This window comes from Streptomyces sp. NPDC052107 (genome assembly GCF_040680215.1).
Lineage (GTDB): Bacteria > Actinomycetota > Actinomycetes > Streptomycetales > Streptomycetaceae > Streptomyces.
The window spans coordinates 28,525-48,240 of record NZ_JBFAWG010000045.1 but is presented as its reverse complement, the minus strand read 5'-3'; the positions used below and the strand labels follow the sequence as shown (position 1 = coordinate 48,240).

18 protein-coding genes, 1 tRNA gene and 1 pseudogene are annotated in these 19,716 nt (G+C 71.8%); 13 read left to right on the top strand and 7 right to left on the bottom strand.

What is annotated here, in order from left to right:
• Positions 1-10 precede the first annotated feature (10 nt).
• Together AB0M27_RS32345 and AB0M27_RS32340 are read left to right on the top strand one after the other, a co-directional pair.
• The gene (locus tag AB0M27_RS32345; RefSeq protein WP_365727025.1) at positions 11-1,309 is read left to right on the top strand and encodes a M18 family aminopeptidase; all 1,299 of its coding nucleotides are present in this window, start codon (positions 11-13) and stop codon (positions 1,307-1,309) included.
• A gap of 110 nt (positions 1,310-1,419) precedes the next feature.
• Positions 1,420-1,677 (top strand): DUF6458 family protein, encoded by a 258-nt coding sequence (locus AB0M27_RS32340; protein ID WP_365727023.1) that lies wholly within the window; start codon positions 1,420-1,422, stop codon positions 1,675-1,677.
• A 31-nt stretch (positions 1,678-1,708) separates the two neighbouring features.
• On the opposite strand, the gene AB0M27_RS32335 is transcribed toward AB0M27_RS32340, so the two are convergent.
• Positions 1,709-3,535, bottom strand: coding sequence for an NHL domain-containing thioredoxin family protein (locus AB0M27_RS32335; protein ID WP_365727021.1), 1,827 nt, complete (start codon positions 3,533-3,535; stop codon positions 1,709-1,711).
• Positions 3,536-3,707: 172 nt separating this feature from the next.
• Entirely contained in the window at positions 3,708-4,103 is a 396-nt protein-coding gene (locus tag AB0M27_RS32330) for a cupin domain-containing protein (RefSeq protein ID WP_365727019.1), read from the bottom strand.
• Positions 4,104-4,155: 52 nt separating this feature from the next.
• Here AB0M27_RS32330 and AB0M27_RS32325 point away from each other — a divergent pair, with 52 nt between their 5' ends.
• Positions 4,156-5,157 carry a helix-turn-helix domain-containing protein gene (locus AB0M27_RS32325; protein ID WP_365727018.1) on the top strand — a complete coding sequence of 334 codons (1,002 nt, stop codon included), beginning with the start codon at positions 4,156-4,158 and terminating at the stop codon, positions 5,155-5,157.
• A 31-nt stretch (positions 5,158-5,188) separates the two neighbouring features.
• Positions 5,189-5,683 carry an LURP-one-related family protein gene (locus tag AB0M27_RS32320; protein WP_365727016.1) on the top strand — a complete coding sequence of 165 codons (495 nt, stop codon included), beginning with the start codon at positions 5,189-5,191 and terminating at the stop codon, positions 5,681-5,683.
• Positions 5,684-5,700: 17 nt separating this feature from the next.
• On the opposite strand, the gene AB0M27_RS32315 is transcribed toward AB0M27_RS32320, so the two are convergent.
• Positions 5,701-6,495, bottom strand: coding sequence for a carbon-nitrogen family hydrolase (locus AB0M27_RS32315; protein ID WP_365727014.1), 795 nt, complete (start codon positions 6,493-6,495; stop codon positions 5,701-5,703).
• 220 nt (positions 6,496-6,715) lie between these two features.
• On the opposite strand from AB0M27_RS32315, the gene AB0M27_RS32310 reads away from it, so the two are divergent.
• Positions 6,716-7,540 carry a maleylpyruvate isomerase family mycothiol-dependent enzyme gene (locus AB0M27_RS32310; RefSeq protein WP_365727013.1) on the top strand — a complete coding sequence of 275 codons (825 nt, stop codon included), beginning with the start codon at positions 6,716-6,718 and terminating at the stop codon, positions 7,538-7,540.
• Positions 7,541-7,752: 212 nt separating this feature from the next.
• Here AB0M27_RS32310 and AB0M27_RS32305 read toward each other — a convergent pair whose 3' ends face one another.
• Entirely contained in the window at positions 7,753-9,063 is a 1,311-nt protein-coding gene (locus AB0M27_RS32305; protein ID WP_365727011.1) for an MFS transporter, read from the bottom strand.
• Positions 9,060-9,734 (bottom strand): GntR family transcriptional regulator, encoded by a 675-nt coding sequence (locus AB0M27_RS32300; RefSeq protein ID WP_365727010.1) that lies wholly within the window; start codon positions 9,732-9,734, stop codon positions 9,060-9,062. Before AB0M27_RS32300 ends, AB0M27_RS32305 begins: the two co-directional genes overlap by 4 nt.
• A gap of 224 nt (positions 9,735-9,958) precedes the next feature.
• On the opposite strand from AB0M27_RS32300, the gene AB0M27_RS32295 reads away from it, so the two are divergent.
• From AB0M27_RS32295 to AB0M27_RS32275, 5 genes are all read left to right on the top strand, one after another.
• Positions 9,959-10,870 (top strand): D-alanyl-D-alanine carboxypeptidase, encoded by a 912-nt coding sequence (locus AB0M27_RS32295; RefSeq protein WP_365727008.1) that lies wholly within the window; start codon positions 9,959-9,961, stop codon positions 10,868-10,870.
• Positions 10,871-10,970: 100 nt separating this feature from the next.
• Positions 10,971-11,321: a GntR family transcriptional regulator gene (locus AB0M27_RS32290; RefSeq protein ID WP_365727006.1), complete on the top strand. Its 351-nt coding sequence runs from the start codon at positions 10,971-10,973 to the stop codon at positions 11,319-11,321.
• A 363-nt stretch (positions 11,322-11,684) separates the two neighbouring features.
• Positions 11,685-12,359 (top strand): DUF1648 domain-containing protein, encoded by a 675-nt coding sequence (locus tag AB0M27_RS32285; protein ID WP_365727004.1) that lies wholly within the window; start codon positions 11,685-11,687, stop codon positions 12,357-12,359.
• A gap of 7 nt (positions 12,360-12,366) precedes the next feature.
• Positions 12,367-12,918, top strand: a complete 552-nt coding sequence (locus tag AB0M27_RS32280; RefSeq protein WP_365727002.1) for an RNA polymerase sigma factor — start codon at positions 12,367-12,369, stop codon at positions 12,916-12,918.
• Positions 12,915-13,370 (top strand): hypothetical protein, encoded by a 456-nt coding sequence (locus tag AB0M27_RS32275; protein ID WP_365727000.1) that lies wholly within the window; start codon positions 12,915-12,917, stop codon positions 13,368-13,370. The genes AB0M27_RS32280 and AB0M27_RS32275 overlap by 4 nt, the downstream gene beginning before the upstream one ends.
• A 30-nt stretch (positions 13,371-13,400) precedes the next feature.
• Here the strand turns inward: AB0M27_RS32275 and AB0M27_RS32270 are convergent, their stop codons facing one another.
• Complete coding sequence (locus AB0M27_RS32270; protein WP_365726998.1) at positions 13,401-14,300, bottom strand: alpha/beta hydrolase; 900 nt, start codon at positions 14,298-14,300, stop codon at positions 13,401-13,403.
• A 366-nt stretch (positions 14,301-14,666) separates the two neighbouring features.
• On the opposite strand from AB0M27_RS32270, the gene AB0M27_RS32265 reads away from it, so the two are divergent.
• The 3 genes and pseudogenes from AB0M27_RS32265 (at position 14,667) to AB0M27_RS32255 (ending at position 18,216) form a co-directional block, all read left to right on the top strand.
• Positions 14,667-14,738 (top strand) — tRNA-Ser (locus tag AB0M27_RS32265).
• 2 nt (positions 14,739-14,740) lie between these two features.
• Complete coding sequence (locus AB0M27_RS32260) at positions 14,741-17,074, top strand: hypothetical protein (RefSeq protein WP_365726997.1); 2,334 nt, start codon at positions 14,741-14,743, stop codon at positions 17,072-17,074.
• Between the two features lie 141 nt (positions 17,075-17,215).
• Positions 17,216-18,216, top strand: a pseudogene (locus tag AB0M27_RS32255) (Bro-N domain-containing protein).
• A gap of 95 nt (positions 18,217-18,311) precedes the next feature.
• Here AB0M27_RS32255 and AB0M27_RS32250 read toward each other — a convergent pair.
• On the bottom strand, positions 18,312-19,712 hold the full coding sequence (locus tag AB0M27_RS32250; RefSeq protein WP_365726995.1) for a dihydrolipoamide acetyltransferase family protein: 1,401 nt from the start codon (positions 19,710-19,712) through the stop codon (positions 18,312-18,314).
• Positions 19,713-19,716 lie beyond the last annotated feature (4 nt).

Sequence of the window (19,716 nt, the reverse complement as noted above, 5' to 3'; positions counted from 1 at the left end):
GGTGAACCCCATGAGCGCACCAGCCCGCTTCGACCGCGGCCACACCGACGACCTCATGTCCTTCCTGGCGGCGAGCCCGTCGCCGTACCACGCCGTGGCGAACACCGCCGAGCGGCTGGAGAAGGCGGGCTTCCGGCAGGTCGCCGAGACGGACGCCTGGGACGGGACGAGCGGCGGCAAGTTCGTGCTGCGCGGCGGCGCGATCATCGCCTGGTACGTCCCCGAGGGCGCCGAGGCGCACACGCCGTTCCACATCGTCGGCGCGCACACCGACTCCCCGAACCTGCGCATCAAGCCGCGGCCCGACAGCGGGGCGCACGGCTGGCGGCAGGTCGCCGTCGAGATCTACGGCGGCCCGCTGATGAACTCCTGGCTGGACCGCGACCTGGGCCTGGCCGGCCGGCTGAGCCTGCGCGACGGCTCCACCGTGCTGGTCAATATCGACCGGCCGCTGCTGCGCGTGCCCCAGCTCGCCATCCACCTGGACCGCTCGGTCAGCACCGAGGGGCTCAAGCTCGACAAGCAGCGTCACCTGCAGCCGATCTGGGGCCTGGGCGACGATGTGGGCGACGGCGATCTGATCGCCTTCCTGGAGCAGGAGGCGGGGCTCGCGGCCGGCTCGGTCACCGGCTGGGACCTGATGACGCACCCGGTGGAGGCCCCGGCCTACCTCGGCCGGGACCGGGACCTGGTCGCCGGTCCGCGCATGGACAACCTGCTGTCGGTACACGCGGGCGCCGCCGCCCTGGCCGCCGTGGCGACCTCGGGCGCCCCGCTCACCCGTATCCCCGTGCTGGCCGCGTTCGACCACGAGGAGAACGGCTCCCAGTCGGACTCCGGCGCGGACGGCCCACTGCTCGGCAGCGTGCTGGAGCGCTCGGTCTTCGCCCGCGGCGGCTCCTACGAGGACCGGGCCCGCGCCTTCGCCGGCACCGTCTGCCTGTCCTCCGACACGGGCCACGCCGTCCACCCCAACTACGCCGAGCGGCACGACCCGACGCACCACCCCCGGGTCAACGGCGGCCCGATCCTCAAGGTCAACGTCAACAACCGCTACGCCACCGACGGTTCGGGCCGGGCGATCTTCGCCGCCGCCTGCGAGAAGGCCGACGTCCCCTTCCAGTCGTTCGTCTCCAACAACTCCATGCCCTGCGGCACCACGATCGGCCCCATCACCGCGGCCCGGCACGGCATCCGGACCGTGGACATCGGCGTGGCGATCCTCTCCATGCACAGCGTGCGTGAACTGTGCGGCGCCGACGACCCGTTCCTGCTGGCGAACGCCCTGACGGCCTTTCTGGAGGGATAGCCGCGGGCCGGTCCAAGGCTGTTCGCAGGCCGGCCGAGGGCTAGCCAGGATCTCGCCGGGTACCCGGCCGGGACCGGAGATTCCGGCACCGGAAGGGGAGGCGAGGTCTCATGGGGCTCGGCGGATGCATCATCCTCATAGCCGTGGGAGCCATCCTCACATTCGCGACCGACTGGCACATGCGCGGCGTGAACCTCGACGTCGTCGGCGTGATCCTGATGGCCGTGGGCCTGATCGGCGTCGCGACGTTCAGCGGGATCGCACGGCGCCGGCGGGTCGTTGTCCCGCCGACGCCGGTGGTGGAGGAGGACCCGCACCATCACCACCGCTACCGCGACGACGGCTACACCGACGGGTACGGCGTCTGACACGGGCGCCTGATCCGGCGCGTGCGTCTGCCTACTGCTCGTCCATGCCCGCGAGGACGAGTGGCAGGCGGTCCGTCGCACCCTCGGTGAGACGGACCGGAACGCCCCAGTCCTGCTGGTGGACGTGGCAGGCGGGGTATTCGTTCGTGTCGTCGTCGTCGCAACTGGCGGCCATCGCGGAGACGTGCAGGACGCCCTCGGTGACCTCCGGGTTCAGCTCCAGGTCGCGGCTCAGGTGCGTGTCCGCTCCCTCGCCCTTGAGCAGCAGCTCGGGCGGGGTCGAGGAGACCAGCAGACGGGTCGAGGGGCCGTATCTGGTGTCCAGCTTCTGGCCCGCCGGGGCCCGGAAGATGACGTCCAGCCGGAGTCTGCCGGGGGCGACCTCGGTCGCCGCGCGCTGGGTGCGGTGGGCGACCGACTCGACCCGCACCGCCTCCTCGGGCAGCCGCAGCCGGGTCAGCCGGTGCCGGGCCGACTCGACCACCACGATGTCCTCGCCGACGAGGACGGCGTCGCTGGGCTCGCGCAGGTCGGTGGCCAGCGTGGTGACCTCGCCGGACGCCGGGTCGTAGCGGCGCAGGGCGTGGTTGTAGGTGTCGGCGACCGCCACCGAGCCGTCCGGGAGGGCGGTGACGCCCAACGGGTGCTGGAGCAGGGCCTGGTCGGCCGCGCCGTCCCGGTGGCCGAAGTCGAACAGGCCGGTGCCGACCGCCGTGTGCACGTGCCCGTCGAGGTCCACCCAGCGCAGGGCGCTTGTCTCGGAGTCGGCGAGCCACAGCCGCTCGGCGGTCGCCGCGAGACCGGAGGGCTGGGCGAACCAGGCCTCGGCGCCGGGGCCGTCGACCAGACCCTCGTTGGTGGTGCCCGCCGTCACGGCGACCGTGCCCGCCGCCGGGTCGTACGTCCACAGCTGGTGGACGCCCGCCATGGCGATCCACACCTTGGCGCCGAAGACCGCCACGTCCCAGGGGGAGGACAGATCCACCTCACGGGCCGGGCCGGAGGTGGCCGACCCCTGCCACCACTGCTTCCCGGTACCGGCCAGAGTGGTCACCGCGCCCGTGGCCGGGTCGAGGCGGCGCAGGGCGTGGTTGACGGTGTCGGCCACGACCACCGCGCCGTCCTCCAGCAGCGCCAGGCCCTGCGGCTCGTTGAAGGAGGCCTCCCGCGGGCCGCCGTCCGAGAAGCCGCGCATGCCCGAGCCGATGCGCCGTACGACGGTCTCGGCGTCCTCGGCCAGTTCCACCAGCTGGTGCCGGGTGGTGTCGCTGACCAGGAAGTTCCCGGACGGAAGCAACAGCGCCTTGCCCGGGAAGCGCAGGGTCGTCGGCTCGGGCTCCGGCGGCACGTACGGTCCGTCGCCGCGGCGCAGGGTGCCCTTCGCCTCGTGCTCGGCCTCCAGCTCCTCCACCAGCCGCTCGATGGCGTGCGCGTGCCCTTCGCCCGCGTGCTGGGCGACGACGTACCCCTCCGGGTCGATGACGACGAGGGTCGGCCAGGCGCGCACCGCGTACTGCTTCCAGGTGGCGAGCTCCGGGTCGTCCAGCACCGGGTGCTCCACGCCGTAACGCTCCACCGCGTCCACGACCGCCTGGTGCTCGGCCTCGTGCACGAACTTCGGGGAGTGCACGCCGATGATCACGACCGTGTCCCGGTGCTTCTCCTCCAACTCGCGCAGCTCGTCCAGGACATGCAGGCAGTTGATGCAGCAGAAGGTCCAAAAATCTACGACAACGCACTTGCCTCGTAGCTCCACGAGTGTCAGGTTCTTGCCACCCGTGTTGAGCCAACCACCCTTACCGACCAGCTCAGGGGCACGGACACGGGCACGGCGCGGGGCGGGAGAGGCAGCGTTCATGCGACAAGAGTGCCATCCTCGGCCGAGCAGGCTTGCGGCACTCCTACCCGGAAGAGGGCGTCCGGCGACACCACCCACTCACGCCCACCGCCCTCCGGCCACAGGAAGGCGACCATTCGCTTGCGGCGCCCAGCCGGAGGGTCGGCGGGGTCTTCGTAGTCCTTGATCCCGGTCAGGACAGGGCGTGGCCCGTGGTCACGTCCACGTGGCCGGGGACCTCCTCGTGCCGGTCGCCGACCGAGAGGGTGCCGGTGGGCTCGAAGAGGAGGACCTCGGCGCGCTCGGGAGCGGACGGCTTGTGAAAGGTGCCGCGCGGCACGGTGAACACCGAGCCCCTGGTCAGGACGACCGTGCGCTCGCCGGCCGGCTCGCGCAGGCCCAGGTGCACCTCGCCGTCGAGGACCAGGAAGAACTCGTCGGTGTCCTCGTGCACGTGCCAGACGTGCTCGCCCTCGAACTTGGCGATCCGGACGTCGTAGTCGTTGACGGTGGCGACGATGCGCGGACTCCAGCAGTCGGTGAAGGAGGCGAGCGCCTTGTCCAGGGACATCGGTTCTTTGGATTCCATGCGGTCATCGTGCGGGGTTCCGGTATCGCCCCACGAGTGCTAGGAATCGCATATGCCGCAAGGATCCTCTCAGCCACCCCACGGGATCGTGCCGCCGCACCGGGTCGTCGTGATCGTGGACGCGGGCACCAACCCCTTCGAGGTCGGCGTCGCGACCGAACTGTTCGGACTGCCCCGGCCCGAACTGGGCGATCAGGGGCCGCTGTACACGGTGACGCTGTGCGCGCCCACCCCGCGGATCCGGATGAACCACGGCTTCTTCACCCTGACCGGCGTACCCGGCCTGGAGGCGGTGGACGAGGCCGACACCCTCGTCGTACCCGGACGCCCGGACAACGTCGTACCGCGCGGCGCCGACGTCCTGGAGGCCATCCGGCACAGCCACGCGCGCGGGGCGCGCATCGTCAGCCTCTGCACGGGCACCTTCGCCCTCGCCGAGTCCGGACTGCTCGACGGCCGCCGGGCCACCACCCACTGGATGTGGGCGGACACCTTCCGGGACCTGCATCCCAAGGTGCTGCTGGAGCCGGACGTCCTCTTCGTGGACGAGGGCGACATCCTCACCGCCGCCGGCAGCGCCGCCGCGCTCGACCTCGGGCTGCACCTCTGGCGCCGCGACCACGGCGCCGAAGTCGCCAACGCCGTCTCCCGGCGCCTCGTCTTCGCCGCCCACCGCGACGGCGGCCAGCGGCAGTTCGTGGAGCGCCCCGTGCCCGACGTGCCCGACGAGTCGCTCGGCCCGCTGCTGGCCTGGGCGCAGGAGCGGCTCGGCGAGCCGCTGACCGTGGCGGACCTCGCCGACCGCGCGGCCGTCAGCCCCGCCACCCTGCACCGCCGCTTCCGTACCCAGCTGGGTACGACCCCGCTGGCCTGGCTCACCGGGGAGCGGGTGGCTCTGGCCTGCCGGCTGATCGAGCGGGGCGAGGAGCGCCTGGACGTCGTCGCGGCCCGCTGCGGCCTCGGTACGGCGGCCAATCTGCGGGCCCGGCTGCGCCGGGAGACGGGGCTCAGCCCATCGGCGTACCGGAGGCGCTTCGGGCCGGCCGGCCCGTGACGATCAACGCGCGGCGGGGAACGGTACCCGCATGAGACTCCTCGTACACGACCGGCTGCTCGGCATCGGTGACGACTACTGGATCGAGGACGAGCACGGCCGCAAGGTCTTCCTCGTCGACGGCAAGGCCATGCGGCTGCGGGACACCTTCCAGCTGAAGGACGCCCACGGGCGCGTCCTGATCGACATCCACCAGAAGATGTTCGCGCTGCGCGACACCATGGTGATCGAGCGGGACGGCGAGGGCCTGGCCACCATCAAGCGCAAACGGCTGTCCCTGCTGCGCAACCACTACCGGGTGTCCCTGGTCGACGGCAGCGAGCTGGACGTCAGCGGCAAGATCCTCGACCACGAGTTCGCCATCGAGTACGACGGCGAACTCCTGGCCGTGATCTCCCGCCGTTGGCTGTCCCTCCGGGACACCTACGGTATCGACATCGTGCGCGAGGACGCGGACCCGGCGCTGCTGATCGCGGTGGCGGTGTGCGTGATCCATCTGGCGCAGAAGGAGCGGGAGGACGACTGAGGCCGGCCGAGAAGCCCTCAGCAGCGGGGCGGCTCCAGGCCCAGCACGCGGTCCTTCAGCGCCGGGAACTGCTCGCGGGTGGCCGCCACCTTCGCCGGGTCGAAGTCGACGGTGAGGATCTCCTCGTCCGGGCCCGCCTCGGCGAGCACCTCGCCCCACGGATCCACCACGATCGAGTGACCCGCCTGCGGAACTCCGGCATGGGTCCCGGCCGTTCCACACGCGAGCACGAACGCCTGGTTCTCCACCGCCCGCGCCTGAGCCAGCAGCGTCCAGTGCGCGCGTCGCCGCTCGGGCCAGCCCGCCGGGATCACCAGCGTCTCGGCACCGGCGTCGACCAGTGACCGGAAGAGTTCGGGGAAACGGAGGTCGTAGCAGGTGGCCACGCCGAGCGTGGTCCCGGGCAGCCGGACCGTCACCAGGTCCCGCCCGGCGCCCATCAGCACGGCCTCGCCCTTGTCGAAACCGAACCGATGGATCTTGCGGTAGGCGGCGGCCAGCTCACCGGAGGGGGAGAAGACGAGAGAGGTGTTGTAGAGCGGCCCGTCCGGGTCCCGCTCGGGAATCGATCCCGCGTGCAGCCACACGCCCGCGTCGCTCGCGGCCTTGGCCATCGTCTCGTACGTCGGCCCTTCGAGCGGCTCGGCCTCGCGGCCGAACTCCTCGTAGGCGAAGGCGCCGGTGGTCCACAGCTCCGGCAGGACCACCAGGTCGGCACCGGCCTGTTCCCGGACCAGCGCGGCCACCCGTTGCCGCCGGTTGTCGACCGATTCGTCCTCGTTCACGGCGATCTGGATCAGCGAGGCGCGCACACTACCACCGTCCTGGCATTCGAGTCGTCCACACAGGCCTACGATCGTCACACGAAAGCACTGCCGGGGTGCCTGAAGGCAGCGTAACTTGGGGGTCCCCCCGGTTCGAGCTCAGCCGAGAACCAGGGGGACTCCCAGACGCCCGCCGAAGTGCAGCCGCCGCCCGCTGGCAACGCCGCCACAACCTGCCCGTGTACCGACCGCCGAGGGGTCCCGTTCCGTGAGTCTGCATCCCACCCTCCAGCCCTACGCCGACGCCTGGACGCACTCCATCGACGCGATATCCGAGATGGTCCAGTCGCTCGCCGAGGGCGAGTGGAACCGGCGGACCCCGTGCCCCGGCTGGTCGGTCCGGGACATCGTGTCGCACGTCATCGGCATGGACTGCGAGATGCTCGGCGACCCGCGCCCGATCCACACCCTCCCCCGTGACCTCTTCCACGTCACCAACGAGTATCAGCGGTACATGGAGATGCAGGTCGACGTCCGCCGCCACCACACGGCGCCGGAGATGACGGCCGAGCTGGAGTACACGGTCATCCGCCGCAACCGCCAGCTGCGCAACGAGTCACGCGACCCCGGCACCACCGTCCGCGGCCCGCTGGGCACGGAGATCACGGTGGAACAGGCCTACCGCGCCCGCGCCTTCGACGTGTGGGTGCACGAGCAGGACCTGCGCACGGCCCTCGGCCGCCCCGGCAACCTGGACTCGCCGGGCGCGTACGTGGTCCGGGACGTCCTTCTCGACGCACTCCCCAAGGTCGTCGCGAAGGACGCGGCCGCGCCGCGCAGTTCGGCCATCGTCTTCGACGTGCACGGCCCGGTGGAGTTCCTGCGCACCATCCGCGTCGACATTCAGGGCCGCGGCTCCCTGGAAACCGCCCCCGCCCTCGGCCCCGCCGCCACCCTCACCCTCGACTGGGAAACCTACGTCCGCCTCGCCTGCGGCCGCGTGACCCCGGAGGCGGTGGCCGACCGAGTGAAGACCGAGGGCGACCCGGACCTGACGGCAGCGATCCTGCGCAACTTCACGGTGACGCCGTAGCCGGAGCGGGGTGGTCGCCGCGCACCTCCGCCCAATCGGGGCGAATGCCGCGCAACTCCGCGCAGCTGCCCATGACAACGGGCCTGGCCAGATCCCTGCGGCGACGCCCGCCGCCGGAGCCGAGGCGGACAGCCGCCGGCGGCGAGCACCCCAGCGGGTTGTCCAGCCTCTCGGCCGGCTGGAAACGGGTGGTGCGCGGGTGCGGGAGCCTGCTAAGCCGCAGGCACGTGCACCGTCTCCACCCGGCTCGCCACCAGCCGCTCACGCTCACGCCGAGCCGCCCGCCCCCGAAGCCGCAGAATCTGGGACACCCCGAGCGCCTGCAAGACGAACACGACCGAGAACGCCACGGAGTAGTCGTCCCCGGTGGCATCCAGCAGCACCCCCACCGCGAACAACGTCGTCATCGAGGCGACGAACCCACCCATGTTGGTGATCCCCGACGCGGTCCCCTGTCGCTCGGGCGGGTTGGCGGGCCGCGCGAAGTCGAACCCGAGCATCGAGGCCGGCCCACACGCCCCCAGCACCGCGCACAGCACCACCAGCAACCACATCGGCGCATGCGCACCGGGATACAGCAGCGTCGCCGCCCACAGGGTCGCCGTCGCCCCCACCGTGCCCAACGCCAGCGGCAGCCGCGCCGCGTGGTGCCGGGCGACGATCTGGCCGTAGACCAGCCCGATCACCATGTTGGACAGCACGACGAGGGTGAGCAGCTCACCGGCCGTGGCCCGGCTCAGCCCCTGCGCCTGCACCAGGAACGGCAGACCCCACAGCAGCAGGAACACCATCGCCGGGAACTGGGTGGTGAAGTGCACCCACATCCCGAGGCGTGTCCCCGGCTCCCGCCAGGCCGCCGCGATCTGCCGGCGGACGTACGCCGCGCCCTGGTGCGGCGCCGGCTCGGGCTCGTGCCCCTCGGGGTGGTCCTTCAGGAACAGCAGCGTCAGCACGAGGACGACGACACCCGCGAGCGCGCTGCCGGCGAACGCCGGGGTCCAGCCGATGCCGTGCAGCAGCCGGGCGAGGACCAGCGTGGAGACCAGGTTGCCCGCCATGCCGACCAGCCCCGCGAGCTGCGCGACCAGCGGACCGCGCCGGACCGGGAACCAGCGGGTGCCGAGCCGCAGCACGCTGATGAAGGTCATCGCGTCCCCGCAGCCCAGCAGGGCGCGGGAGGCGAGGGCGGTGCCGTACGAGGGCGAGAAGGCGAAGCCCAGCTGACCGGCGGTGAACAGGACCGCGCCGATGCTCAGCACCCTCTTCGTGCCGAGCCGGTCGACCAGCAGGCCGACGGGTATCTGCATGCCGGCGTAGACCAGCAGCTGGAGAATGGAGAACGTCGACAGCGCGGAGGCGTTGACGTGAAAGCGGTCCGCCGCGTCCAGTCCCGCCACACCCAGTGACGTACGGAAGATGACGGCGACGAAGTAGACGGCGACGCCTATGGACCACACGGTGACGGCACGTCGGCCGCCCGGCGGATCACCCGGAAGGGTGAGGTTCCGCGCCGGACCGCTCATCGGACCTCACCCCGAGCGAGGTGCTCGAACCAGCTCACATGCCGGTGCACGACCCCCACGGCCGCCTCCGCGTCCCCGGCGCGCAGCGCCTCCAGGATCTCCTGGTGCTCGGCGAGCGTCTTGGCGATCCGGTCGGGGTGGGAGTGCATGACGGCGACGCCCATGCGCAGCTGCCGGTCGCGCAGCTGGTCATAGAGCCGGGACAGGATCTCGTTGCCGCCGCTGCGCACGATCTCGGCGTGGAAATTGCGGTCGGTCACCGCGGCCGCGGCCAGATCACCGGCGGCGGCCTGCGCCTTCTGCAGCTCCAGCAGCTCGGTCAGCCGCTCCAGCAGACCGGGCGGGGCGGGTACGGCCTTGCGGGCGGCGTGCTCCTCGACCAGCTGGCGGGTCTCCACCACGTCCGCGATCTCCTGCGCGGAGACCGGCAGCACCAGCGCGCCCTTCTTCGGGTAGAGCCGGATCAGCCCCTCGACCTCCAGCCGCAGCAGCGCCTCCCGCACGGGCGTGCGGGAGACCCCGACGGCCTCGGCCAGCTCCCCCTCGGTGAGCAGGGTGCCGCCCTCGTAGCGTCGGTCGAGGACGCCCTGCTTGACGTGGGCGTACACGCGGTCGGCGGCGGGCGGGGGCTTGGGGTCTCGGCGAGTGTGCTGTTGTACGGCCGTCTGCATGTCCACAGGATAGATACAACACGTACGCATGCGGCAGCGACGTCCAGCATCCGGACGTGATGGACGGCGCGGCGGAAGCGTGGCAGAAGGTTTGACGAAGATCGCACGCAGCAACCGCACAACCTTCTGTGCTACTTACGTGTCCCACACGTGCGGCCCTCTGCTCTTGCCACCTCAACTTGGCCGCACTTCAGGGGCATTCACGACAATCGGGGTACATCACGTTGATTACCGGCATCAAGGGCATCCGCAGCACGCGCATCCGCAGAGCCGTCGCCGTCGCCGTCACCTCCGGCGCGCTGGTCGCGACCGGTGCCCTCACCGCGGCGCCCGCTCAGGCCGTCACCACGCCCTCGATCATCGCCAAGGGCGGCTTCGCGATGAACAACGCGAGCGGTACGACGCTCTACACCAAGGCGGCGGACACCCGGCGCTCCACCGGCTCCACCACCAAGATCATGACTGCCAAGGTCGTGCTCGCACAGTCGAACCTCAACCTCGACAAGAAGGTGACGATCCAGAAGGCGTACAGCGACTACGTCGTCTCCCACAACGCCTCCCAGGCCCACCTGATCGTCGGCGACCAGGTCACCGTCCGCCAGCTGCTGTACGGCCTGATGCTGCCGTCGGGCTGCGACGCCGCCTACGCGCTCGCCGACACCTACGGCACCGGCTCCACCCGCGCGGCGCGCGTGAGCAACTTCATCAGCAAGATGAACGCCGCCGCCAAGAGCCTGAACCTGACGAACACGCACTTCGATTCCTTCGACGGCATCGGCAACGGCAGCAACTACTCGACGCCGCGCGACCTCACGAAGATCGCCAGCAGCGCGATGAAGAACTCGATGTTCCGCACGATCGTCAAGACGAAGTCGTACACCGCGAAGACGATCACCAAAACGGGCAGCACCCGCACGATGGCCCCGTGGACCAACACCAACGGTCTGCTCAGCAGCTACAGCGGCACCATCGGCGTGAAGACGGGCTCCGGCCCGGAGGCCGGCTACTGCCTGGTCTTCGCCGCCACCCGCAACAACAAGACCGTCATCGGCACCGTCCTCGCCTCCACCTCCATCCCGAACCGGGAGTCGGACGCGAAGAAGCTCCTCGACTACGGCTTCGCCAAGCTCGGCTGACACACCCAGGCACACACGGGCCCGTCGCGACCAGCGGCGGGCCCGTTCTGTTGCCCGCCGCCTTCACAATGAATCCGATGGTGCTAGTGTCATTGTCACCATGCTGCTGCGTCTGGACAAGACCGACACCCGCCCCCTGCACGAGCAGGTCGCGGCGGCGATCCGGCGGGCCGTCGCCGAGGGCGAGTGCCGCGCCGGCGACCGGCTGCCCTCGGCCCGCGATCTCTCCACGGCCCTGGACATCAACGTCAACACCGTGCTGCGCGGCCTGCGCGAACTGCGGGACGAGGGCCTGCTGGAGTTCCGCCGCGGCCGCGGGATCACCGTCGCCGAGGGGGCGGACCGGCGCTCCGGACTACAGATCAGGGTGCGTGAACTGGTCGCGGAGGCATCCCGCCTCGGCTACAGCCGCACCGACCTCATCGAGATGATCCGGGGGACGACGATATGACCGACGAGGAAGACCGGGACCGGGACGGGTACGACCGGAATCGGGACGGGGACGGGGACGACCGGGGCCGGGACAAGGACGGCCGGACAGGCGCCCGGAGTCGCGCCGCGCGCTGGGGGCTCGTGGGGACCACGGTGGCCGTGGCGGCGCTGCTCGTCGGCCTGCCCTGGGCCGCGCAGGACCGGCTGCCCGACCGGCTGGCCACCCACTGGAGCGGGGGTGCCGCCCCCGACGGTTCGATGCCCCTGTGGCAGGCCTCCCTGTTCCCGGCCGGTGTCTGGCTGCTGATCGTCCTCGCGCTGGCGCCGCTCCTGGCCGGCCGCACGCCCCTGGCGGGCGATCGCCCTGGCGCCCACGGCGGCGGTGCTCGTCGGTGCACAGGCCTGCGTCGTCCGCGCCAACCTCGACCGCACCGACTGGCACGAGGCCCGCGAACCGGCCCTGGGGGTCGCACTTCCCCTGGCCCTGGCTGCGGTCGCCGGCGTGCTGGCCTGGTGGCTGACGACCCGTACCACCTCCACCACACCCCCTGCCCCGACCCCCGCACTGAACCTGCCCGAGGGCGAGCGGCTGGTGTGGTTCTCCCGCGCGGCCAACCCCTGGCTGCAACTGCTGGCCGCGCTGACCGGCCTGATCGCCCTCGGCGCGCTGATGGCACTGGTTGCCGGCCTGGCGGGCCCCGCCCTGCTGTTCCCGGTGTGCGCCGTATGCGCCGTCGCGTCGCTCGCCGGCGCCGTCTCCTCCTCCGTGCAGGCCAAGGTGACGGAAGCGGGCCTGGAGGTGTCGTTCGGCCCGCTCGGCTGGCCCGCCCGCCGCTGGTCGCCGACCGCCATCGAGTCCGCGAGCGCCGAGCGCCGGCAGCCCTCCCAGGTCGGCGGCTGGGGCTACCGCCTCAGCGGCCTCGGCACGACGGTCATGCTCCGCGCCGGCGACTGTCTGGTCGTACGCCCCCGGGGCCGCCGTACGGACTTCGCCGTCAGCGTGGACGACGCCGAACGGGGCGCCGCCCTGCTGAACGCGCTGCGGCGACGGGACTGAGCCGGCCATGGACATCCAAGGGGAGGACGACGGCCGGGCGGCACCCTGGGACACGGCCGCCGCACTGGTCCGGGCCGCACAGGACGGGGACGCCCTGGCCATGGACGAACTGCTCACGCTGATCACCCCGTACGTGACCCGTCTCAGCCGCCCGATCGCCCCGCACGACGTGGCCGACGCCGTACAGGAGTCGCCGCTCGCCGTCTTCAGGGGCCTGCGCACCCTCCGCGATCCACAGGCCTTCTACGGCTGGGTGCGTACGACCACGGTGCGCGAGGCGGTACGGGTCGCCCGCCGCACCTCCGCCGAGGAACCGGCCGACCCCGCCGACCTGGCCCGCCTCGGCGGACTGCGCGCGGACGCCGACGGCGAGTTGCCGGCCGACGTGCGGGACGCGCTGGCCCGGCTGCCGGTCCGGCATCGCGCGGTGCTGGTGCTGCGCGAGCTGGAGGGCCTGGACGAGGCCACCGTCGCCGCCCTGCTCGGCGTACCCCAGGGCACTGTCAAGTCCCGGCTGAGCCGGGCCCGTTCCTCCTTCCGGAAGGCGTGGTCACGATGAGTTCCTCCGATCCGGTGCTGCGTCTTCGGGTGCTGGCCGCGGGGCTGCACGCCGGTCTGTACGCCGAGGAGTATCTGGCGCTGCCGTACGACCGGGTGTGGGCGGTGGCCTCCGACCTGGAGGCGGAACTGCCCCATCTGGTGCCGTTCCTCCGCGAGTTCCGCGTGCCGCCCGGCGACGCGGACCGCAAAGGCGCGCTCGCGGTGGGCCGTTCGGGTCTGAGGGAGTCGTTCGAGGTACGGCTCTCTCCCGGCTGGTGCCTGATGCAGTCCCGGCTGATCGTCGGCGGCATGGCGGCCGCCCCCGAGGCCGGCGGCACCCGCTTCGCCGTCCTCGGCGCGAGCCGCCCCACCGCCCTGCGCCCCGCCCAGTGGCTCTACGGCCGCCTGCTCGGCGAACGGCGCGGACGGGCGTTGGTCGACCGGGTCGCCGAGCGGGCGGCGCTGCGTTAGACGTGCGCAGGCGTACGCAGGCGAACCGGGTCAGGCGTGCTTGGCGAACAGTTCGCGGATGGCGTCCGCCACCTCCTCCGGCCGCTCCTGCGGCAGATAGTGTCCCGCCCCCGGCACCAGCCGCACGCGCAGCTCGTCGGCGTGCGGCTCGGCGCCCGCCAGCATCGACGGTACGACCACGTTGTCCCGCTCCCCGCCGAGCAGCAGCGTCGGCACGGTCAGCCGCTGCCGCCGCGCGGTGCCCCGTACCAGCGCGGGGATGTCGTGCAGCACGTACTGCCAGAACAGGGACTGGACGGCGGGGGCGCTCGCCGAGGTGGCGGCGGCGTACTCGGCGGTCTCCGCCTCCGTCCACACGGCCGCCGGGTCGGCGACCTGGTGACGCAGCAGGAAGCGGGTGAACCCGGGCCAGTGCCGCAGCACGGCCCGCCCGAGCACCGGGTACTCGACGAACGCGGTGAACCACAGCCGCCACAGGTTGGGCAGGACCGCGCGGTGCCGGGGCCAGGGATGGGACATGTTCAGCGCGAGGTACCCGCTGAACCGCTCGGGTGCCCGCAGACACAGCCGGAACCCGAGTTGCGCTCCCCAGTCGTGCCCGACCAGCCCGACCCGCTCCAGCCCCAGCCCGTCGAGCAGCGCGAGGACGTCCTCCGCCAGGCTGTCCATGTCGTAGCCGCGCCGTGTGATCTGCGACCAGCCGAAGCCGCGCAGGTCCGGGCAGAGCAGCCGGTGTCCGTCGGACAGCTGCCCCGCGACCTTGTGCCAGGCGTACCAGTGCTGAGGGAAGCCGTGCGGCATCAGCAGCGGGGTGCCGGTGCCGCCGTACTCGGCCAGATGCAGCCGCGCGGAGCGCACGTCCAGCAGCCGGTGCTCGGCACGCTCGTCCTTCGGCAGCGGACGGTCTGACCAGTCGGTGTGCGGCGCCATGCCTGACCCCTCTCGGGCCGGCGCGGTCCCCCGTCGGGCCCGCGTCGCCGAGCCAGGAGTCGACGTCAGCGCGAAAGGTTCCCTCCCTTCTTCTTTTCGTCGTCCCTGGTGGGAGCCCCGACCCTCCGGCGCCCCCGCCACCCACCGGGAATGGCACGCCCGCTTCCGCACTCGCGGTCGCCGAACTGCGCATGGAAGTCGACGCACCGGCGCCATACTCGCCGAGCGGCTGGCTGGCGCGGGCGCCGCGCAGCTTGCGGGGCCACCTGCCGAATACGGTCCGTCTGCCTGAGTAGCGCCACCTCCCGCGAACTCCAGGGAAACACGTTTGTACGAGCGCATCTCCCCCGTCTACCGTCGGCCCATCGACGTGTAGCTCAGCAGCAGAGCACCGGGCTCGAGACCCGGAGGGCGCGGGGGCGGAACCCGCCACGTCGGCTATGAACGACGACGCTGAGCAGCAGCACCTCGCCCAGGCGAACCCCGGATACGCGGCCGGTCAGCTGGCCGCCGCGTTCCGTACGGCCGCCGTACACCCGGACCCGGACACCCGCCGACGCGGCGAGGAACGGGGCCGCAGGTGGCGTGCGGTCCTGAACGGGATGGCGAACGGCCTGCTGACGATCGGTTCCCGCGCGCCCGTCGCCGGACTGCCCGCGTGGGTCACGCCTGAGGTCGTCCGGGGCGGCTTCGCCACCGGCGAGCCGAGCGCGGGCGGCCCCCTGCTCGACTTCGAGATCACGGCGGCGCGCCGGGCCGGTGTGCCGGAGCAACGGCGTGCGCTGTTCGGTCACTTCCTGTCCGAGGAGGGGCTCACCCATCTCCACGGCCTTCTCGACAGCGGTCGTTACGAGGTGACCGTTCCCGAAGAGGCCGCCCTGCTCACCGTGGCCTGGCTGGTCAGGGCCGGGGAGCCGGACGCCGCACTGGATCTGGTGGAGGAGCTGGCGCCGTTCGCGGACCGGCTGCGGTTCAGTCCGCGGCCGGCCGAGCGGCCCGCGCCCCGGCCCGACGCCGTACACCGCTCCACCGTCGCCGACGCCTCCGCGACGCTCGCGCGCCGGCGGCCCAGCACGGCAGTCGAGACCCAGCGCGAGGCCTTGGCCGTCTGGCAGCCCTTCGGCGACGAACTCCTGCTGCACTGGCTGGAGGTGACGGACGAGGAGGGGTACGTCCGTGTCCCCGGCCCCGCCGACGGCGACTGGCACACCCGCTCGGCCGAACTGCTGCGCCGCTACCGCGAGCTGGCCCGCCGCCACACCCACTGCACCAAGCACCGCAAGCCCAAGGAGAACCTCGGCATCCTGCGCGGCGCGCTGGAGGAGACCGTGACCGGGCGGGAGCTGGAGCCGCGGCGGCTCGGGCTGCTGCGGCACGCCATCGCCTCCATGGTGCGGCGGCGCGGCAGGCCCGGCTCCGCGGAGCACATCGCACTGCGCCGGGAACAGGCCGCCCAGGCCGCGCTGCCCTCGCACCACGCGCTGGCCCGCGTGGTGCTGGGGCGTCTGTCCGCTCTTCCGCAGGACGGCGGGGTGACCGAGACCGCGCCGGTCGTCTCACCGGTGAGCGCCGAGGAGGCCGACGGGACCGGTGTGCCCGCGGGCGCGGCGATCCCGCCCGCCGTCCGCCGGCCCGTCGAGGCCGCACTCAGCGCACCCGTCGGCACGCTCGTGGAGCGTGGTGTCGTCCCCTCGGCGGAGGTCCTGGCCGAGCTGGTACCCCAGCTCGTCGCCGCCACCACCGCCGCGGCACGCCCCGAGCCGGCCCTGCGCACGCTGGCCGCCGCGAACTACCGCGCGTTCCGCAACCGCCGCTCCCTGCTGCTGCTCAACCTGCAGCGGCAGGTGCGGGTGGAGGAGCTGCCGTGGGTGCGGGCCGTCGCCGCGCACCGCGTCGACCCGGGCGCGGACGAGGTGGCGGCCACCGCGCTGCGGGAACTGGGCGGGCTCGCGGTGCGGGCCTTCCCCGGCACGATCCTGCCCAACCCGTTGGTCCGAGAACTGTCCGTCCTCGCCCGCCAGGCCGAGCTCGGGGCGCCCTTCGTCGAAGAACTCGCGGCGGACATCTTCATGGGCACGTTCACGCCGAAGTTCCTGACAGCCGCGCGGGTCGCGGCCGAGCTCCTCGGCGGCGGCTCGCTCTACGAGCGGTACTACGCCATCGACTACCGGGCGGTGCGCAATCTCGCGGTCGTCGAGGCGGGGAACGCGGCACTCCGGCCCTCCCACGGGGCGCGTACGTCACCCGGGTTCGCCGCGCTGTGCCGGCAACGGGCCGCGGAGTTCGCGCAGGGCGCGGGCACATCGGGCTCCTGGGTCGCCGGGAACGGCACGGTCACAGAGCAGGCGCAGATCCTCACCACCCACAACCTGGCCACGCTCGTCCACCGGGTGGGCATCGAGCCCGGTGCCGGCTGGGACGAGCTGGCCCTGCGCTGCTTCGACACCGTGTGCCTGCTGACCGGGCGCGTGCACCACAACCCGCGACCGCTCGGCACCATCAAGGACATCGCCTACGCCTGGCGCCAGATGGTCTTCCACCTGTCGCTGTGCACACCGCAGGAACAGCGGCGCGTCCTGGACCGCATGACCGAGGACACCGCCCGTCGCCCCTGGCACATCGCCGGCCGCCTTGCTCCCGCCCTCACCGGTCTCCGCCAGGCCATCGCCGGCGACCCGGCCGACGCGGGCACGGGCCGCCGGCTGCTGGGCTGGAGCACTGGCGGGCACTGGTTCCGCGAGGACTGTGGTCGTTCGTCTGCCGCAGGGAGCTGAAGCGCCCCGCCAACGCCTGTACGTCCGCTCCGGCGGGTGTCCGGTATTTTCGGTGATCTTCACCCTGAATCGTGAACTTTGCCCTCGCAGTTGGCATATTCGAATTCCTCCGCTCTACGTTCCGCTGCGGAGGTGGTTCGCATGAGCGAACCCAGCAAGCGACCCGACTCGTCCGAACGGCACGAGGCGATCGACATCAGCGACTTCGTGTACGCGGCGACCGGAGCCCGTGTGCGGAGGCTGACCATGCCGGACGGGAGTCACTGATTTCCGGCGGTGGATGTGTGCAAGGAACTCGGGCACACCAACTCGAGGCAGGCGCTCGCCGATCACGTGCCCGAAGGGCAACGAGAGATTCTCGAGACCGTGACCGGAGCTTACGGTCTCAGCGTTCCCGCAGGTAAGTGGTGGCGCCGAGACCTGAATGCCATCTCTCTCTCCAAGGTCTCGTCCTTCTCGTCAACGCCTGCACCAAACCCGCCTGCGCCCCCTTCAGGCGGTGGGCCGCCGAGGTGATCGAGACCGTGCGGCGGGAGGGCTCCTACACCCTGGAAGAGGCCGAGGTACAGCCCACCGAACCGGGCGCCCCGATCGCCTACGCCATGCCCGAGCAGGTCGCCGAGGCCATCGTCCGGCTGGAGGCGCACAACCTTCAGCCGGACGAGGAGTTGGCGAACGGGCAGCGCAAATCGATCGAGCTGCAGGGGGAAAGGCTGGTTCTGCAGAGGGAAAACCCGGCTCTGCAGCGGGAGATGCCGGCCACGCAGAAGGCCACCCTCGCCGTGCAGCAGGCCATGGTCCGGGCGATGGAACGGATCGCGGACCGGCTCGACGCCCTGGTAGCGGCCCCTCGGACACCTGATGGACATGTCACAGGGCTGCCCACCACGGCCTCCGTACTGGCCGACTGGCGGCAACGCCTCTCCGTCGCGGCCGACGTATGGACCGTGGCGGTAGTGATCGCGCCCGTTCTCGTAGAGAAGGGCGAGCTGCGGGAGCCGCTGGAATCCATCGCGGCCCGTCCCGGACTCTCGGTGCACCGCGTCAACGAATGTCTGCGGCTGCTGCGCAAGCACGCCTGCATCCGCTCCCGCGGTGGAGCCGAGGACGGAGCGCCGGTGTACGTGCTGAACCAGCCCTGAAACAACCCCGACAACCCCGAGGAGCAGAGGGGGCGGCCGCAAGACGAATTTGCGGCCGCCCCCTCAGGCCTTCCAACGCTGTCCACCCGGAACCGTCACGCCCAGGTGATCAACCTCTTCGGCTCCTCCAGAATCGCCGCCACGTCCGCCAGCACCTTCGAGCCCAGCTCGCCGTCGACCAGGCGGTGGTCGAAGCTCAACGCCAGGGTCGTCACCTGACGCGGCTTGACCTTGCCCTTGTGGACCCAGGGCTGGAGCTTGATCGCGCCGACCGCGAGGATCGCCGACTCGCCGGGGTTGAGGATCGGCGTGCCGGTGTCGACGCCGAAGACACCGACGTTGGTGATGGTCACCGTGCCGCCCTGCATGGCCGACGGGGAGGTCTTGCCCTCGCGGGCCGTCGAGACCAGCTCGCCGAGCGCGAAGGCCAGCTGCGGGAGCGTCTTGTCGTGCGCGTCCTTGATGTTCGGCACGATCAGTCCGCGCGGGGTGGCCGCCGCGATGCCCAGGTTGACGTAGTGCTTCTGGACGATCTCCTGGTTGGCCTCGTCCCAGGACGCGTTGATCTCCGGGTTGCGCTTGATGGCGACCAGCAGGGCCTTGGCGATCAGCAGCAGCGGGTTGACCCGCAGGCCCTGCATCTCCTTGTCCTGCTTCAGCTCCTCGACCAGCTTCATGGTGCGGGTCACGTCGACCGTCACGAACTCGGTGACATGCGGCGCGGTGAACGCCGAGCCGACCATCGCCGCCGCCGTGGCCTTGCGGACGCCCTTGACCGGGATGCGGGTCTCGCGCGTGCCGTCGTAGGACGCGACCGGTGCCGGCGTCGCCGGAGCGGCGGCGACCGGGGTCGGTGCCGGCTCCGCCGGCTTCGGGGTGGCCGCCGCGTGGACGTCGTCGCGGGTGATGACGCCGTCCGGGCCGGACGGGGTGATCGTGGCGAGGTCGACGCCGAGGTCCTTGGCCAGCTTGCGCACCGGCGGCTTGGCGAGCGGGCGGGGCTTCTCGGCGAGCGCGGCGTGGCCGTGGCCGTTCAGCTCCGTCTGGATCGCCTGGGCCGGCGCCGGGACACTCACCTCGGGGCCCTTGCGGGGGCGGCGCTTGGTGGAGGACGTCGACACGCCGTAGCCGACCAGGACCGGCTGGCGGCCCTCCGGCTTGGCCTCGGGCTCCGGCTCCTCGGCAGCCGCCGGTGCCGCCTTCGGCTGCTCCGCCGGGGCCTCGGCGGGTGCCGCGCCGGCCACCTCCACCGCGATGATGGGCGTGCCCACGTCGACCGTGGTGCCCTCGGGGAAGTGGAGTTCGCGGACCACGCCGTCGTAGGGAATGGGCAGTTCGACGGCCGCCTTGGCGGTCTCGACCTCGCACACCACCTGGCCGTCGGTGACCGTGTCACCCGGCTGGACGTACCACTTGAGGATCTCGGCCTCGGTGAGTCCCTCGCCGACGTCCGGCATCTTGAACTCGCGTACGGACGCTTCCGTCATCGTCGTCACGACC